The organism is Pseudomonas sp. OV546 (genome assembly GCF_900116845.1).
Taxonomy (GTDB): domain Bacteria; phylum Pseudomonadota; class Gammaproteobacteria; order Pseudomonadales; family Pseudomonadaceae; genus Aquipseudomonas; species Aquipseudomonas petroselini.
In genome coordinates, this window is the sequence record NZ_FPCE01000007.1 from 143999 (window position 1) to 161127 (window position 17129).

Consider the following 17129-nt stretch of genomic DNA (forward strand, 5'->3'; position numbering starts at 1 on the left):
GGGGCTTGCTGTGGTGAACGGGCTCGCTGTGGTGAGTGGGCTTGCTGTGGTGAGCGGGCTTGCCCCGCGCTGGGCTGCGAAGCAGCCCTATTAGATCTGCAGTGAACCCGCAAAGGGACAACCCCCACTCACCACAGCCCCCTCACACATTTGATCAGTGGTGTCGGTACTAGCCGCGCCGATCGAGCAAATTCACCACCAACCGATCAATCCACCCCCACACCCGCTGCTTCACCCGCCGCCACAACGGCCGCGCCTTCCACGCCTCCAGGCTCACCGCCTGGCTCTGTGCAAAATCCCGCTCGAAACTGCCCGCCACCGCCAACGTCAACTCCGGGTCCAACGCCTCCAGATTAGCTTCCAGGTTGAAGCGCAGATTCCAGTGATCAAAGTTGCACGAACCAATGCTCACCCAATCGTCCACCAGCACCATCTTCAAGTGCAGGAAACACGGCTGATACTCGAAAATCTGCACACCCGCACGCAGCAAACGCGGGTAATAGCGATGCCCGGCATAACGCACCGACGGATGATCGGTACGCGGGCCGGTGAGCAGCAAACGCACGTCGACGCCGCGCCCAGCGGCACGGCGCAAGGCACGGCGCACGCCCCAGGTCGGCAGAAAATACGGGGTAGCCAGCCAGATACGCTGCTGGCTGTTGTTCAAGGCGCGGATCAGCGATTGCAGGATATCGCGGTGCTGACGGGCGTCGGCGTAGGCCACCCGACCAAGCCCCGGCCCGGTCGCCGGTACCTTTGGCAAACGCGGCAAACCAAAATGGGTCGCCGGCTTCCACTCCCGGCGGGCGGCGTTGGCATGCCATTGGCGGTCGAACAGCGCCTGCCAGTCCAGCACCAGCGGGCCGCTGATCTGCACCATCACTTCATGCCAATCGGCGGTGTCTTGCCCTGGCGTCCAGAACTCATCGGTGACACCCGTGCCGCCGACCACGGCGATTTCCTGGTCGATCAACAACAGCTTGCGGTGGTCGCGGTACAGGTTGCGCATCCAGCGGCGCCAGCTCAGGCGATTGTAGAACCGCAACTCCACACCCACGTCGGTCAGGCGTTTGCGCAACCCAAGGGTAAACGCCAGGCTGCCGTAATCATCAAACAGGCAACGCACCCGCACGCCGCGTTCGGCGGCCTGCACCAGGGCTTTCACCATTTCTTCGGCGCAGGCTCCGGCTTCGACCAGATACAACTCCAGATCAACCTGGCGCTCCGCCCGCGCAATGCCCACCAGCATCTGCGGAAAAAAACGCGGCCCGTCGATCAACAACTCGAACCGGTTGGCGCTGCGCCATGGGAACACCGCACCGCTCACGTCAGCGCGCCGTAAAAATCAGCACCGCACCCACCGGCACCGACAAACTGATCGACTTAAGCCCCGCCGCCTTACGCAACATGGCCACGCCCGGCGCCAGGTCGAAGTCCTCCGCGTGCAACACCACCGGCTCCAGGGTCACCACCTGGAAACGCCGGTCATCGAGGCGCGTGGCCAACAGCTCGGCGCTATAGGTCTGGGTCTTACCGTGCAGGGTGACGCTCAGCGGCAAACGCAATTCCAATTGCGCGCCGGGCGCCAGGTCGTTGATGGGTTGCAGGTTGATCTGCGCGTTGATCAGCGCATCGGGGAACGTCTTGATCTCGAACAACTGATTGCGCATGCGCTCATCGCGCAGCGGAATGCCGCTGTTGACCGACTCCAGCTCCACCTCCAATTGCGCGGCGCCCTTGCTGTCGACTTTGCCGTGCAGCACCAGGAAGCGCTGCACCTCAGCGATCTCGGTGTTTTTGGTGGTGACGAAGGAAAGGCGCGAGGACTCGTTGTCCAGGTACCAGTCGGCATGGGCGGGCACGGCGGCGCAGGTCAACAGTGTGAAGGCCAGTGGTTTGACATTGAACATAAAGACTCATGAGGCAAAAAACCTGCACGAACCTTAACTGTGCCGTGTGCCGGGCGCAATGGAACTAATAACGTCGATCAACTGCGGAAGCGGGTGGGTCAGGGATTAAGCCGACACCCCTGCCGCTCCCCCAACCACCGTGCACTGTGCGTACGCCCCAACCCACTCGCCGTCACTTCACTGCGCTCCGGGTTATCGTGGAACGCACTGGTCGGCACGTATTGCTTCACATACCCACGGCAATACGCCGCCGGATTATTCATCACATACCGACACGAGCAATACTCCTTGGCCGTATACGCCGCGATGATGTCGGGGAAGGCTTGCAGGTTGACGCGCTCGTGCCAGATCCACCCCAGCAGGGCGAGCAACAGCAGCAGAAACAGGCTGGTAAACGGACAACGACGGATCATGGCTGCACCGCCGCAAGCACGCGTTTGAGCAGTTCGTTGTGGCGATAGCTGCCGTCGCGGTCATCGCCGTAACGTACGATCACCAGATGTTCTTCAGGCATCACAAACAGCGCCTGGCCCCAATGGCCGAGGGCCGCAAAGGTGTCGGCGGGCGCGTCTGGCCAGGGCCGCGGCGCACCTTGGTTAAGCCACCAGTGGCCGCCGGGAACGGCTTCGTCCTGGCCGGCTGTGTATTTATCGAACGGCTGACGGTTGAAGGCGACCCAGTCTTTGGGCAGCAACTGTTGATCCCCCCAGCGCCCCTCCCGTGCCATCAGCAGGCCGACGCGCGCCAGGTCGCGAGCGGTGAGGTAGGCGTAGGACGAGGCGACGAAGGTTTCGTCGGCGTCGGTTTCCCAGGTGGCGTTGCGAATGCCCAGCGGCTTGAACAGCGCATCCCACGGGTAACTCACGTAGGCCTTGTGACCGAGCATGCCTTTAAGGGCGGCGGACAAAATAGTGCTGTCGCCGCTGGAATATCGAAAAGCCTGGCCCGGTGGGCTGGCCGCTGCGGTGTCTGCGGCAAAGTCGGCCATGTCACCGCGACCGCGGGTGTAGAGCATCGCCACCACCGAAGATTTCAGCGGCGCATATTCGTAGTCTTCCTGCCAGTCCAGGCCCGAGGCCCAGTGCAGCAGGTCGGCCATGGTCACGCTCGGGTGCTGTTTCATGGGCGGGTAAAAACGCGCCACCGGGTCGGACAATTTGAAACGGTTATCGCCGTAGGCCACACCCAATACGGTGGCCATCAAGCTTTTGCTGATGGACCAGGTCAGGTGTGGCGTGCTGGCCGTGGTGGGCGCTGCGTAACGTTCATAGATGACCTCGCCGTCGCGGATCACCAGCAACGCGTCGGTGCGAATGCCTTGGCGGGTAGCGTCGTCCCGCGCCGGGAACGCGTAGGCGTCCAAGGCATCGACAGCAGGACCTGAGAGTGGCGTGCCCTTGGCCCATTCTTTATCGGGCCAGGTTTCGGCGTGGGCGACAACGGTGACGAACAGCAAGGCAACGCACAGCAGGCCTCTGACCATGGACGCAAACTCAAGGGGGCATTCAAGTGCGCGAGCCTAGCCGAGGCTGATGACAGATTTGCGACAGGATGGGCTGTCATCCAAGCGTCACCATAACTTCATGGAGATGACACCGAGCCTACATAGCCTGACTTTGGACAACAAAGTCGACCGGCCGAAATCGTGGCCGGCACTCGGAGACTCGCCATGACTCAGATCGCCCGCATCAGCGACACCGGCAATGAACGCCGTCTGCAAGCCGAACGCCTGGTTGGCGCGCAGGCGTTGCAGGAAGCCCAGGCCCTGCGGTTCAACGTGTTCAGCGGCGAGTTCAACGCCAAGCTGAAAGGCGCTGAGCTGGGCCTGGACATGGATGACTATGATGTTCACTGCAGCCACATCGGCGTGCGGGACTTGAACAGCGGTCGACTCGTCGCCACCACCCGTTTGCTCGACCACCAGGCCGCCAGCACCCTGGGCCGGTTCTACAGTGAAGAAGAATTCAGCCTGCATGGCCTGCTGCATTTGCAGGGCCCGATCCTGGAAATCGGCCGTACCTGCGTCGACCCGGCCTACCGCAATGGCGGCACCATCGCCGTGTTATGGGGCGAGTTGGCCGAAGTGCTCAACCAGGGCGGCTACAGCTACCTGATGGGCTGCGCGAGCATCCCGATGCACGACGGCGGCATCCAGGCCCACGCGATCATGCAACGCCTGCGCGAACGCTACTTGTGCAATGAACACTTGCGCGCCGAACCAAAAAAACCGCTGCCGGCCCTGGACCTGCCGTCCAACGTGATCGCCGAGATGCCGCCACTGCTCAAGGCCTACATGCGCCTGGGCGCGAAGATCTGCGGCGAACCGTGCTGGGATGAAGATTTCCAGGTGGCCGACGTGTTCATCCTGCTCAAGCGCGATGAGTTGTGCCCGCGTTACGCCCGTCACTTCAAGGCGGCGATGTGATGAGTCGCCTGCGGATTTACGGGCGCATCGCCCGCGTGTTGTTGGTGGTGGCGCTGGGCTTGAGCATGGCCAGCGTGTTTGGGCTGTTTGAGCGTCTGGGCGTGGCCAACTCGATGGTGCGGCGCCAGCGTTGGTCGCGGTTTTTCATGGCGCGGCTGACCAATGCCCTGCCCTTTCGTGTGACGGTGCACGGTGAGCTGCCGACGCAGCCGATGCTGTGGGTGAGCAATCACGTGTCATGGACCGACATTCCGTTGCTGGGCGCCGTGGCGCCGATGTCATTTTTGTCCAAGGCCGAAGTGCGTACCTGGCCGGTGGCGGGCTGGTTGGCAGCCAAGGCCGGTAGCTTGTTTATCCGCCGAGGGTCAGGCGACAGCCAGTTGATCCGCAAGCAGATGACCCGCCATCTGGAACAACAGCACCCGCTGTTGATGTTTCCCGAAGGCACCACCACCGACGGGCGCAGCCTGCGTACGTTCCACGGGCGCTTGCTGGCCAGTGCGATCGATGCCGATGTGTCGCTGCAGCCGGTGGCGATCCGTTATTTGCGTGATGGCCAGGTAGACCCGCTGGCACCGTTTATTGGCGATGATGATTTGCTGTCGCACCTGATGCGTCTGTTTGCCAATGATCAGGGCGATGTGGAAATCCATGTGCTCAAGCCGATTGCCTGTGCCGGGCAGGAACGTGCGGCGCTGGCGTATCAGGCGCAGCAGGCGGTGCAAAAGGCGTTGTTTGGGCCGTTGCCGGAAGCAGAGCAGGTAGATGCACGGCCAGCATTCGCCGCTTGAATAAAGTGAACACCGATCAAAATGTGGGAGCTGGCTTGCCTGCGATAGCGGTGGGTCAGCAACACATGTATCAACTGGCAGACTGCAATCGCAGGCAAGCCAGCTCCCACCTTTAGACCTCAGTGGTCAGATGGTTGCGTGCAAAGGCCTGCAACTCTGGATAGAACAGCCGGAAGTCTTCGCTAAGCGACTCATAAAGTTGACGCAACTCGTGCATTGCAAACCCCAACGCCTCCGGCTGTGTCAGCCGCCGCGAAATCCCCCGCAACACCTGCTCCATCACCGCGAACTCACGGTAAGAACCCAACCAATCATCCGCCGCCATGTACGGCGCAATCTGCGCCAGCCGCCCCGGCAATTGCGGCTCGGCCGCCAGCACGCGGTACACCTGCGAGGTGAAGCGCTCCAACGGCTGGTCGGCATACAGCGCCCAGTCCCGCGCCAGGCAGTGGTCGAAAAACACATCGAGGACGATTCCGGCATAGCGCCGGCGAGTCAGGCTGAAGCGCGACAATGCCTCCCCCACCAGCGGGTGGCTGTCGGTAAAACGATCAATCGAGCGATGCAGTTGGATCGCCGCTTCGATTTGCGGGCTGAACTGGCCCTGCAGGCGCCCTTTGACGAAGTCGCCATAGAGACTGCCCAGCAGTTGCGCAGGAAGTTGGCCGCCCAGGTGCAGATGTGCGAGATAATTCATGGCGCGCAGTCTATCACTGCCGACAACGTATCGTTATAACCCGATATACCGATTTGGCCTGTCCTCAGAGCAAAATCATATTGGTATATCGGGATACAACGATTTAAGGTTCGCCTCATCGCGATATAACGCTGCACCACACCGAGCACCTGCCATGTCCATCGACCTCGACGAAATAATAAAAGCGCTGGCGCACCCAGTACGACGAGACATCCTCACCTGGCTCAAAGACCCGAAAGTGCAGTTCCCCGAGCAACTGCACAACCACGAGTACGGCATCTGCGCCGGGCAGATCGACCAGCGCTGCGGCTTGTCCCAGTCAACGGTGTCGGCTCACTTGGCGACGTTGCAACGGGCGGGATTGATCAGCAGCCAGAAGGCCGGGCAGTGGCACTTTTTCAAACGCAACGAGGAAACCATCCAGGCGTTCCTCGCCGCGCTCACCACTGAACTCAGCGCTGACGACAACGCAGCGCTGTAACAAGGAAACGATAATGCCCCTCTCGCTACTCATACTGGCCCTCAGCGCCTTCGCCATCGGCACCACCGAGTTCGTCATCATGGGCCTGCTACCCGATGTGGCGGCGGACCTCGGCGTGTCGATTCCCGGCGCCGGCTGGCTGGTCACCGGCTACGCCCTGGGCGTGGCCATCGGTGCACCTTTCATGGCACTGGCCACCGCCAAGCTGCCACGCAAGGCTGCCCTGGTAGCGTTGATGGGCATCTTCATTATCGGCAACCTGCTCTGCGCCCTGGCCAGTGACTACAACGTGCTGATGTTTGCCCGTGTGGTCACCGCGCTGTGCCACGGTGCGTTCTTTGGTATTGGATCGGTGGTCGCCGCCAACCTGGTGCCGGCCAACAAGCGTGCCTCGGCCGTGGCCTTGATGTTCACCGGTTTAACCCTGGCCAACGTGCTCGGTGTACCGCTGGGCACCGCACTCGGCCAGGAAGCCGGCTGGCGCTCGACCTTCTGGGCGGTGACGGTGATTGGTGTGGTGGCGTTGATCGGCCTGATCCGCTTCCTGCCCGCCAAACGTGATGAAGAGAAACTCGACATGCGCGCCGAACTGGCAGCCCTCAAGGGCGCCGGTATCTGGCTGTCGCTGAGCATGACCGCGCTGTTTGCCGCGTCGATGTTCACCCTCTTCACTTACGTCGCGCCGCTGCTGGGCGACGTCACCGGCGTTTCGCCCAAAGGCGTGACCTGGACGCTGTTGTTGATCGGCCTGGGCCTCACCGTCGGCAACATCATCGGCGGCAAGCTGGCGGACAAGCGCCTGGCGGCCACCCTGATCGGCGTGTTCGTCAGCATGGCGGTGGTCTCGACGGCCCTGACCTGGACCAGCGTCGCGGTGATCCCGACCGAAATCACCCTGTTCCTCTGGGCCACCGCCTCGTTCGCCGCCGTACCCGCGCTGCAGATCAACGTGGTGACCTTCGGCAAAGCCGCACCGAACCTGGTGTCCACCCTGAACATCGGCGCCTTCAACATCGGCAATGCCCTCGGCGCCTGGGTCGGCGGCAGTGTGATCGCCCACGGTTTCGGCCTGACCAGCGTGCCGTTGGCCGCAGCGGCCCTGGCGATTCTAGCGCTGCTGGTGACCCTGATTACTTTCCGTCAGAGCGGCGATGCCGACCTGGCCCCTGCGACCCACTGATCAACCACTTAAAGAGAAGGGTGTTATCCCATGACGACTATTTTCGATCCGATCAAACTGGGCGACCTGGAACTGTCGAACCGCATCATCATGGCGCCGCTGACCCGCTGCCGTGCCGACGCCGGTCGCGTGCCCAACGCGCTGATGGCCGAGTACTACGTGCAGCGCGCTTCCGCCGGGCTGATCCTCAGCGAAGCCACCTCGGTGACGCCGCTGGGCGTGGGCTATCCGGACACCCCGGGCATCTGGTCCAACGACCAAGTGCGCGGCTGGGCCAACGTGACCAAGTCGGTGCATGGCGCGGGCGGCAAGATCTTCCTGCAACTGTGGCATGTGGGCCGTATTTCCCATGAGTCCTACCTGAACGGCGAAACCCCGGTGGCACCGAGCGCGATCCAGCCTAAAGGCCACGTCAGCCTGGTGCGCCCACTGGCCGACTACCCGACCCCACGCGCCCTGGAGACCGCTGAAATCGCCGACATCGTCGACGCCTACCGCACCGGAGCCGAGAACGCCAAGGCCGCCGGCTTCGACGGCGTGGAAATCCACGGCGCCAACGGTTACCTGCTCGACCAGTTCCTGCAGAGCAGCACCAATAAGCGCACTGACCAGTACGGCGGCTCCCTGGAAAACCGTGCACGCCTGCTGCTGGAAGTGACCGATGCGGCCATCGAAGTCTGGGGCGCCGGCCGCGTTGGTGTGCACCTGGCACCCCGCGCCGACTCCCACGACATGGGCGACGACAACCTGGCGGAAACTTTCACCTACGTCGCCAGTGAACTGGGCAAACGTGGTATCGCCTTCATCTGCTCGCGTGAAAAAGAAGGCGCCGACAGCCTCGGCCCGCAACTGAAAAAAGCCTTCGGCGGCGCGTACATCGCCAACGAACGTTTCACCAAGGACAGCGCCAACGCCTGGTTGGCCGAAGGTAAAGCCGATGCCGTGGCCTGGGGCGTGCCGTTCATTGCCAACCCGGATTTGCCAGCTCGCTTGAAGGCCGATGCGCCGCTCAACGAAGCCCGCCCAGATACTTTCTATAGCAAAGGCCCAGTGGGTTACATCGACTATCCGACGCTGGCTCTCTGATGTAATCGAGCGAAACGAAAAGCCCCGCGCATGAGTGCCGGGGCTTTTTTCTCGTCAACTGAAAACACGCTGTGCCATTTGAAATGGGCAACCTACAGCGAGATCAACCCCTGCGCCAACGCCACACCGACGGCTTGCCGACGACTGAAAGACCCCAACTTGCGACTTGCATTCGCGATATGAAAGTTGATGGTTCGTTCCGAGCAACCCAGGATGCAGCTCATTTCCCACGTCGTTTTACCCACCCCGGTCCATTTCAACACCTCGGACTCACGCAATGTCAGGCTGCTGGGTGGCTCGCCCACAGTTTTCAAGTGTTTCTGCGAGCCTTCCAATAAAAACGGAATCAACATAAACAACATGCCCAACGGGCCATTCAGATCATCGGCAAGTTCATCTGTATCGCTCACGCATTGAGCAACATTGAGTGATCCGGCCATCTCGTTGAACCGCAGGGGAATACTCACGCCTCGTAATAGGCCATACCCCTCCCGTTCCTTCCAGAATCGGTTGGTACAGCCTCTCGCCTTTAGGCGTGCGCGCCCCCAAAACAGCGGGGCAAAGTGATGACGGCAATGCCTGATGATGGGGTCCACTTGAATGAAGTTTTCGTCCTTGTACCGCTTCAGCCAGTCAGAAGGGTAAGTCGTCATGATTCTGTTGAAGGGATCATGGGTTGTCGAAGGCCCCAAGCTCAACAAGTAGCGTTCATAGCCGATGCGCCGCAGGATTTTACGCAGGTGACGCTCCCAGTCACGACGATGCAAGTCATTGGCGAGTAAGGAGAAATCATCCAACACGCGCTTGAAGTCTACCCTCGGCGGTACGCCTTCCTTTCTATACTTAAATAAGTCACCCACGATGAATCCCTGCCATCCATAGAAGCTTTCTGACATAACTTAGTGTTGAAAACGGGTCGAGCACTGTCGACCCGGTGCCCGTCATTTATGACCCTGATGGGCGACAATGCTGCTCTATGAAGCTTCTGAATATGCCAAGGCCGTTCTCCGTCAAAATGCTCTCGGGATGAAACTGGACACCCTCGATCGGATACTCCAGATGCCGGACACCCATGATGTATCCATCATCCGTCGAGGTGGAGGTCACGGCCAATTGCCGCGCCAGACACTGATGATCAATGATCAGCGAATGGTAGCGGGTCGCTTTGATCGAGCGCCCTTGGGTGTGGGTGTAGACGCCACAACCATCGTTCTCAATGGTGCTGATCTTGCCATGCATCACATGGTCGGCCCGAATGACCGAACCGCCGAATGCCAGACCGATGGCTTGGTGCCCAAGGCATACCCCCAAAATCGGCAGGCGCCCTTTGAAGTGCTGGATGACTTCGATATAGCCGGCATCCTGCGGATGGCCAGGGCCAGGCCCCAGGACGCAAAAATCTGGAGCATAGGCTTCGATACGCTGGATCAGGTCCGGAACATCATTGCGCTCCACATGGGTTTCCAACCCCAGCTGCTCAAGGTACTGGCTGATAATGAACACAAAACTGTCATAGGCATCAATCAGGAAGACTTTCATTGCAGCATCTCCTTTCCGGTAACAGCACGGTATACGGAACCCATCTTGTGGAAAGTTTCAGTCCACTCGTTATCCGCCACCGAGTCGGCGACCACGCCCGCCGAAGCCCTCAGGTAGTACGTCCCATCCTTATGGACCGCTGAGCGAATGCAGAGCGCGGTATTGATACTGCCGTCGAAGCCAATCAAACCGACGGCTCCGGCATAGATGCCACGGCGGTTTTTTTCCATGCTTTCGATAATCTGCATGGCACGGATCTTCGGTGCTCCGGTCATGGTTCCAGCAGGAAAAGAGGCCTTGATCACGTCAAAGGCATCAAAGCCTTTTCGCAGTAACCCTCGCACGTTGGACACCATGTGATAGAGGTGGGAGTACTCCTCCACCAACATCAATTCGTCCACCTCAAGTGAACCTGGCTGGCAAACTCGGCCGATATCATTGCGGCACAGGTCCACCAGCATCAAATGTTCGGCCCGTTCTTTTTCAGAACGCGTCATGCTCAGGATCAATTCGCTGGACGGTATGCCCGGTGTCTTGCCCACGGTACCGGCGATAGGCCGCATTTCAATCAGTTCGTCTTTGATACGAACGAATAACTCTGGGCTTGCGCCGATCAGATCAACTCCCCCCAGGTTGGCCAGATACATGTAGGGCGAAGGGTTGTTCTTGCGTAACGCGCGATAGACGTCGAACGGCTTGACCGACGTATCCACCTGCACTTCATGACCCAGCTGGATCTGATAGATGTCACCTTGGCGGATGTGCTCCAGCGCCTTATCGACCCATCCCAGGAACTGCTCCTTTTGCACCGTATCGCGGGCGACCGTGACCGACGGGTAACTGATCGGTGTGTCATCCGCCGGAATCCCGGCCGCATCCGCCAGCAACGCGACGTAATCATCGGTGCTGCGAGACGCCCACAGGGCACTGTTGTTGACCATGACATCGACTGTTGCATTGGCGTGGAAATACATCAGCGTCTGAAACACGGTCAATGCAATGATCGGATAATCATTGGTTCGCTCGGTGAGGTCAGGAATATCTTCGACAAACCGAACGCAGTCGTATGACAGGTAACCAAAAAAGGCCAGGCTGGGATGAGTCTGGCGTGGAACGTCAAAAGGCGCTTGTAACGCACGCAATAAATCCCAGGTGGAATCGCTTGAATCAATCGCTATGCACCCGGCGGCGTCCACCACTATTCCGTTTTCCGACAGTGCATTTCTCAGGTAATTGATCAGCGGTTCATCGCCTTCAAGCGTTGCACGGCGCTCGTAGATTTTTACGGCCAGCAGAGGCTCTATTCCGATGATCGTCGCCTTGCGATCGCGGCTGGGGCCAGAGAGCGATTCGAGAATAAACGTCTTCTCAGCTCCCACTACTTTCGCCGCCGCCTCATACACGGCAAGCGGGTCACATTTCATACGCTCACTATGCAGTTGGACACTCACGGGTGTGGTTATTCCACGCATGACATCACTCCTTGTTCTTGATAGCAGCCCATACAACAGAGATTCGAACGCACAGGGCGACGCTTCAAACTGTTGGGCAGTTCAACTTTCTAAGTATTGATATGAATGACTCATCAACCACACGCCCACTCAAGGCCGGCAAAAGTTGAGACTCAAAAAAGAGACACAACTTCAGCGCACCCTTCGCGCATTACGATTTCCATGGGAACAGCCACGAAAGATCGAATAACAGCGTTCGGCTATTAATGAATCACTCTTGGGGGGTGTTTGACTGAAACAGACAGCAAGACACCGACGGTCGCAGGATTAGCGACGCCAGATATTGCTTTTGAAAACCGAAAGATGGGCAGTGTTGGATTCGGAGCAAGATCCGAAGGTGTTATTCAGCACTGATAGTCGGTAGTACATTTAAGACTTCCTGTGTCTTGAGGGCATTGCAGGGTTAATTCCCGAATGCCCGTTGGATACTACTCATAGGATTATTAAGGGTCAACCTCTATTACCTACGTTTTATAGGTACTCACACCGGCGTGCGGGCAACACTCATCAGACAAGAAACGCTTGAGCGCGTCCACAGTTTGCTCGGCACACTCCAGGTACGGAACATGCCCTGCCTCCTCGATGATACAAATGCTTGCCTGCGGTAAAAGACTGTAGGCCGCGTGCAGGCACGAAACATCAAACACGCGATCATTGCGCCCCCACACTATCAAGGTCGGGGCTTCAACCTGCTTCAATCGCAGCTGCAGCGGATACAGTCCGGCCCCCTGAAAGTCACTCAGTATTTTCCCGACCCTCGCATAACGCAGCGCCCCCTTGATGGCCAGCGCCCTTGCCAGAAACGCCGGAACCTTGGGGGGCCGAGTAAACACGGTCGCCCACAAGCCCTGCAGTTCGTCCACCGTTCGGTAGCCGAAGGGATGTCGCCCGGACTCAAGAAACTCGCTCATCGCCGGGCTCAGCTGTGCCGCCGGCAACCCTGCAGGCGCCAGCGCAATCAAGCGGGAAACGTCTGCCGGGTAGCAGGCCGCGTAAAGACAGGCAATGCAACCCCCTATGGAACTGCCTATCAATACAAGATCATTGAAGCGCTGTGCATCGAAAAACGCCTTCAGACGCTCGACCTGAGCCTCTGGACAATAGCTATGTGAGTTATCGAACCACGACTCACCTTCGCCCGGCAGGTCCAGGAACACACAGTTGTGCGTGCGCACCATCGAATAAATGTGCGGCCCCCACTGATCCTTGCTGGCACCCAGCCCGTGCAGGAACACCAGGGTAGACCCGGACCGCTCGCCGCTTGACTGCAAGTAGGGAACATCGTAACCACGCCCCTGCCATCGCCGAGCCTTGAGCCTGTAACGGAATCGGTTGTACTCACACAGGGCGCGCAATACCCACTGACTTGGCCGAATCATCAGGTCTCACCTCTGCGCCGAGGTGTTCTCGGCGTGCGCCCGCCGTGCCGGTAGACGCACTTGGCACAGTGCAACACCCAGCAGCACGGCGACGCCACCGACGACCAGACTCAGCGATACCCCCTCCTGCAACAGCAATTGGCTGACGGCAACCGCAAACACCGGTACGAGTAACAGGAACGGTGTCAAACGCTGGACAGGATGCCGCCCCAAAAGCCAGTACCACAGGCCAAAACCGATCAGCCCGCCGCTGACTGCGGTATATACCACAGCGGCCCAAGCCTTCGGGCTGGCCGTCAATACCGAACCCCAGGCGTGCCCCTCCACCGCCGCAGACACCATCAGTAACTCCGGCGCCGCAATCAAGGCGGTCCATGCGCTTATCGCTACGGGGTTGAAAGGCCCCCAGCGCTTGGTAAGCACCGTCCCCACCGCAAAAACAAAGGCCGCCGCAATTACCAGCAAGACACCTGACAACGCACCGCCCTGGCCAACACCACCCAGTACCGTCAGCACGCCAAGCAGTGCAATGACAATCCCCGCCACCACCTGCAGGCCAATGCGTTCCTTCAATACAGCGAACGCCAGCAACAGTGTAAATGGCGTCGAAAGTTGATAGGCAATGGCGGACGTGGATGCATCCACCCGCGAAATGCCGCAATACAACAGCCCGAAATGCACGGCCCCAACCAACGAGGCAATCGAAAAGATGGGCAGCCATTCTTGGCGCTTGGGCACTCCGCAGAACGGCACCAATGCAACCGCCATCATGAAAAAGCGCATGGCAACCATCAGAATTGGTGGGAGCTCCTCGCCCCCGATTTTAACCGCAGTCACCTGGGCGCCCCATAAAAAGGCCACCAGTACGGCTATCAGTGAATCGCGAATAGGCATATATCCCTCATCCCGTTTGAAATTGGACTTGTTTGAGCAGGCGCAGACGCTCGACGCGTTGGCGCGGCCGATCATGTAATTTGTGAAAGTGCTCAAGGAGGCGGTCCAGAGTTTCCCGTAACGCTTGTTCCGCTTCGGGGTCTTGAACCAATTGCGTGTTGAAGGTGGCCGGAAACCCGGAGCCAACCAGCACCATTTTGTTCAACAGCACGTTGAGTACCACCTGACCAAAGACGGCAGTGTGTCCGTAGCGGCGCCCCACCACGGCCACCGCAGCGAGTTTGTCCCGTAGCGGACGCTCTCTGGGACGCATGAAGCCGTACCCCACCCGCTCCAGAAATGCCTGGAAGCGACTGTTGGTGCCATAGGCATGCATCACGGGCAGGTAAAGGATGGCGTCTGCCTTGGCCATTTCATCGACAATAGCGGCGACATCGTCCTGCACCCCGCAGTCGGTGTGCGCGCACGCGTTGTCGGCATCGCAGTAGTCGATACGGTAATCACGCAACCAAAGGTCCTGGACCGTCGCTCGTCCCTCCAGATGGCGTCGAACCAACGACACCACCTGGCTGCTGACCCCGTGCGAGCGGCTTGAACCGACGATGACGATCAGCTTCATCAGTTCAGGACGCCTTGGCCAACGGCGCCTGGGCGAGACGTTCGTATTCCAGCAACGACTCTTCCAACAACTGACCGGTGAGGTACAAGGTCACTCGCGTCACTTCTTTGATCAACGCCCGCTCTTCATCGGTTTTCACCGAACGCTGCATCGCCAGACGCACCTCTTCGGAATGTTTTTCATCAATGGTCGAATGGGCAACGAAAAAGGTCATTTGCTCATCCTTGAGCCCCAGGTCAGTGCGAAACTTATTCAGGATAGGCTGAATGTGCTCGTACACCTCTTCTGCCCAATAGCTGTAGCCCAGGCGGGCAACCGGCCCTAGACGAATGGAAACGTCGTTGAGATAAGCGATCAGTGCCTGGGTGGGGGGCAGCGGTGCAGGCAGTGTGTCAGGCAGGGCGCCAATCGATTCCAGGTCACGAATGACCATTTTTTCGTGGCCCAACTCTTCAAGTGCATGCTTGTAGACGAAGCGCAACAGCGTGGTCTGGCTGGGGTCCGCGCTGAACGCGCAAGCCGCCTGGTTGATAGAGTTGAACCGGGTGTAGTGGTACACCTGGAGCATCACCTGCTGATACAACTCCCGCGTAATCGGCTGCTCAAGGCTGTACTTCCAATAACGGCCTTGCTTGATCTTGGCCCAACCGCTATCAACAATCGCATCCAGTTCGTTGAATAACTTATCCATTAGCTACTTTTCCTTTGATGGTGTTAAAAACGGTATCCAGTTCCAGGTAAACCAGACTGTAATCACGTGATGAATGGCGGTTAGTCCAAGTAATGTCGTTGGCCAGTACATGGCCGCCTATATCGACATACAAGGCGGCCAAGCGCCCTCGGCATAACGCCGAGATATATTGAAACTGCGTATTGGCTTTCAACCAGATGGCGGTATGCAGAAGAAACACCCTCAGGTGCACACCTCCTCTGTATCGTTCATCCAATACCAATCGATTGGCATCAAACGAGTCCATCGGATGGGCAAAATAGTTTTCCACTTGAACAACGCGCTCGACAAAACTCATGCCATGGCCCAACGGCGTTATACGAATAGCCCCGACTATCTCATCGCCATCCAGATAAGCCATATGGTACGAACAGGCATCGCGTAATGCCTCAGTATCGGAATAACTTTCTTCATTGGCCGGGTTGTCACCGATGTAACGAGCTCTCAACGCGCGGACCTTCTGGAACAGTTCACTTCTCGCCGAAACGATTTGCACGGACATGCTCATTCGCCGCCCTCGCCTATCGATTGCGCTGATCGATAATTCGCGCTTCTTTCCAGCTGAACCAACTGCCCAGGTTCACGTGGTCATCCAGGTCATCGACCACCATGATGGTCGCATCGACACCCAGGCGCTCACGTACACGCTCACGAATCAACAAGGTCAATTGGCTGCGATCACCTTCATAGAACTTGGACATTTCCATCTTGGCAATCACCGTGTCCCTGCCGTTCACGCAGTTGATAACGATTTGATAGCCCAGGCATTGCTCTACGCCCTCAAGCAGCGCCTGCTCTATATGACCCGCTGTGAACGCCTTGCCATTGAGGGTCATCGCATCTTTCACGCGCCCGACGACCTTCATGACCTGCGCCTGGGAGATCGGATTTTTCGGATTTTTTTGAATACAGACCAAATCGCCCGTGCGGTAGCGGATCAACGGTTTCACGCCGGCGATCAGCATGGTCACGCACAGTTCGCCTTCCCCACTGTCGCCCAGGCTTTCACCCGTCTGCGGGTTCAGCACCTCGATGATGTAGTTGAGGCGGTGCGGCATCAGTTGGTCGCTGGCGTTGGCAGCAGCAATGATCATTGCCTCCTGCGAGCCATACAGACTGTTGTAGGCTTCACACCCCCAGAGGCTGTACAAATTGTTTTTCAAAGCGGGCGTACACAGCTCGCCACTCATCATGAACGCACGCAGATGAAAGTCCTCGCGCGGGTTGAAACCCAGCCGTTCGGCCTCCTTGGCCAGCGCCAGCAGCAGCCCCGGCGCCGACGCGACCACGCCGATGCGCAAGTCCTTCATCAACTGCAGGGTCTTGGGATATCCGATCACCGGGGAATGCGGCCAGATCTTGGCGTTACACACTCCAAGTTGATGACAGACATCACCCAAGGTATCGCCAAACGAGTGCACTTCAGTCGGGCCCATGATGCCAACAACGGTCTTCTCGTTAGGGAAATGCTTCTCCAGCACAGCCCGATAAGCCATAGACAGTTGTTTGTTACTGGCATAGCTTTCTTTTTTATCCCGAGGGCACGGAGTTGCCGGGCCGGTAGTGCCCGTTGTTTCATAATAATAAATGCTGTCTTCCAACGTACCGGAGAGAATGTCCATCATGGACTCTCGCAAATCATCCTTTGTGGTAAAGGGTAAAGCGCCAAGATCCGACAGAGTGATGCCGTCCACATCGATATCTTTGAAGTGCCTGGCATAGAACTCAGACTTATTTTTGACATGATGCAAGACTGTTCTAAGCTGCATTTCATGCCAGCGTTTAAGCTCGTACTCACTTAACGTATTGGTCCAGTACGCTTCGTGGATTTTCTCATAGTCAATAATGAACTCATCAAACACACTTTCCACACCCATTAGAGTTCCC

At 58.5% G+C, this 17129-nt stretch carries 19 protein-coding genes; 5 read left to right on the plus strand and 14 right to left on the minus strand.

Annotation, left to right across the window (positions count from 1 at the left end):
• Positions 1-169: 169 nt before the first annotated feature.
• The 4 genes from BM403_RS17440 to BM403_RS17455 all read right to left on the minus strand — a co-directional run bounded on the left by BM403_RS17440 (position 170) and on the right by BM403_RS17455 (position 3393).
• Positions 170-1327 (minus strand): phospholipase D-like domain-containing protein, encoded by a 1158-nt coding sequence (locus tag BM403_RS17440; RefSeq protein ID WP_064055018.1) that lies wholly within the window; start codon positions 1325-1327, stop codon positions 170-172.
• Position 1328: 1 nt separating this feature from the next.
• Positions 1329-1910, minus strand: a complete 582-nt coding sequence (locus BM403_RS17445) for a YceI family protein (RefSeq protein ID WP_064055017.1) — start codon at positions 1908-1910, stop codon at positions 1329-1331.
• A gap of 98 nt (positions 1911-2008) precedes the next feature.
• Positions 2009-2323 carry an amidase gene (locus tag BM403_RS17450; protein WP_093543976.1) on the minus strand — a complete coding sequence of 105 codons (315 nt, stop codon included), beginning with the start codon at positions 2321-2323 and terminating at the stop codon, positions 2009-2011.
• On the minus strand, positions 2320-3393 hold the full coding sequence (locus BM403_RS17455; protein ID WP_093543978.1) for a serine hydrolase domain-containing protein: 1074 nt from the start codon (positions 3391-3393) through the stop codon (positions 2320-2322). Before BM403_RS17455 ends, BM403_RS17450 begins: the two co-directional genes overlap by 4 nt.
• 186 nt (positions 3394-3579) lie before the next feature.
• Here BM403_RS17455 and olsB point away from each other — a divergent pair, with 186 nt between their 5' ends.
• Both olsB and BM403_RS17465 read left to right on the plus strand, forming a co-directional pair.
• Entirely contained in the window at positions 3580-4335 is a 756-nt protein-coding gene (olsB, locus tag BM403_RS17460; RefSeq protein ID WP_003172415.1) for an L-ornithine N(alpha)-acyltransferase, read from the plus strand.
• Positions 4335-5126: a lysophospholipid acyltransferase family protein gene (locus BM403_RS17465; RefSeq protein ID WP_043204937.1), complete on the plus strand. Its 792-nt coding sequence runs from the start codon at positions 4335-4337 to the stop codon at positions 5124-5126. Before olsB ends, BM403_RS17465 begins: the two co-directional genes overlap by 1 nt.
• Before the next feature lie 112 nt (positions 5127-5238).
• Here the strand turns inward: BM403_RS17465 and BM403_RS17470 are convergent, their stop codons facing one another.
• Positions 5239-5823 carry an acyl carrier protein phosphodiesterase gene (locus BM403_RS17470; protein WP_093543980.1) on the minus strand — a complete coding sequence of 195 codons (585 nt, stop codon included), beginning with the start codon at positions 5821-5823 and terminating at the stop codon, positions 5239-5241.
• A 154-nt stretch (positions 5824-5977) separates the two neighbouring features.
• Here BM403_RS17470 and BM403_RS17475 point away from each other — a divergent pair, with 154 nt between their 5' ends.
• From BM403_RS17475 to BM403_RS17485, 3 genes are read left to right on the plus strand one after another with little or no spacing between them, the layout of a single operon-like run.
• Positions 5978-6304 (plus strand): ArsR/SmtB family transcription factor, encoded by a 327-nt coding sequence (locus BM403_RS17475; protein WP_012722694.1) that lies wholly within the window; start codon positions 5978-5980, stop codon positions 6302-6304.
• A gap of 13 nt (positions 6305-6317) precedes the next feature.
• On the plus strand, positions 6318-7484 hold the full coding sequence (locus BM403_RS17480) for an MFS transporter (RefSeq protein ID WP_012722693.1): 1167 nt from the start codon (positions 6318-6320) through the stop codon (positions 7482-7484).
• Positions 7485-7514: 30 nt separating this feature from the next.
• Entirely contained in the window at positions 7515-8570 is a 1056-nt protein-coding gene (locus tag BM403_RS17485) for an alkene reductase (protein ID WP_093543982.1), read from the plus strand.
• 92 nt (positions 8571-8662) lie between these two features.
• Here the strand turns inward: BM403_RS17485 and BM403_RS17490 are convergent, their stop codons facing one another.
• The 9 genes from BM403_RS17490 to BM403_RS17530 all read right to left on the minus strand — a co-directional run bounded on the left by BM403_RS17490 (position 8663) and on the right by BM403_RS17530 (position 17119).
• Positions 8663-9430, minus strand: coding sequence for a LuxR family transcriptional regulator (locus tag BM403_RS17490; protein ID WP_043206146.1), 768 nt, complete (start codon positions 9428-9430; stop codon positions 8663-8665).
• Positions 9431-9515: 85 nt separating this feature from the next.
• A complete protein-coding gene (locus tag BM403_RS17495) occupies positions 9516-10109 on the minus strand; it encodes an anthranilate synthase component II (protein WP_012722690.1) in 594 nt (197 codons plus the stop codon).
• The gene (locus tag BM403_RS17500) at positions 10106-11581 is read right to left on the minus strand and encodes an anthranilate synthase component I family protein (RefSeq protein ID WP_093543984.1); all 1476 of its coding nucleotides are present in this window, start codon (positions 11579-11581) and stop codon (positions 10106-10108) included. The genes BM403_RS17495 and BM403_RS17500 overlap by 4 nt, the downstream gene beginning before the upstream one ends.
• Positions 11582-12084: 503 nt before the next feature.
• Positions 12085-12999 carry an alpha/beta fold hydrolase gene (locus tag BM403_RS17505; protein ID WP_093543986.1) on the minus strand — a complete coding sequence of 305 codons (915 nt, stop codon included), beginning with the start codon at positions 12997-12999 and terminating at the stop codon, positions 12085-12087.
• Positions 13000-13005: 6 nt separating this feature from the next.
• Entirely contained in the window at positions 13006-13893 is an 888-nt protein-coding gene (locus tag BM403_RS17510; RefSeq protein WP_093543988.1) for a DMT family transporter, read from the minus strand.
• A 7-nt stretch (positions 13894-13900) separates the two neighbouring features.
• Complete coding sequence (locus BM403_RS17515) at positions 13901-14512, minus strand: flavodoxin family protein (protein ID WP_046034490.1); 612 nt, start codon at positions 14510-14512, stop codon at positions 13901-13903.
• Positions 14513-14516: 4 nt separating this feature from the next.
• Positions 14517-15203: an iron-containing redox enzyme family protein gene (locus tag BM403_RS17520; RefSeq protein WP_046034489.1), complete on the minus strand. Its 687-nt coding sequence runs from the start codon at positions 15201-15203 to the stop codon at positions 14517-14519.
• Positions 15196-15750 (minus strand): hypothetical protein, encoded by a 555-nt coding sequence (locus BM403_RS17525; RefSeq protein WP_046034488.1) that lies wholly within the window; start codon positions 15748-15750, stop codon positions 15196-15198. The genes BM403_RS17520 and BM403_RS17525 overlap by 8 nt, the downstream gene beginning before the upstream one ends.
• 13 nt (positions 15751-15763) lie before the next feature.
• Positions 15764-17119 (minus strand): phenylacetate--CoA ligase family protein, encoded by a 1356-nt coding sequence (locus BM403_RS17530; protein ID WP_093543990.1) that lies wholly within the window; start codon positions 17117-17119, stop codon positions 15764-15766.
• Between the last annotated feature and the right edge of the window lie 10 nt (positions 17120-17129).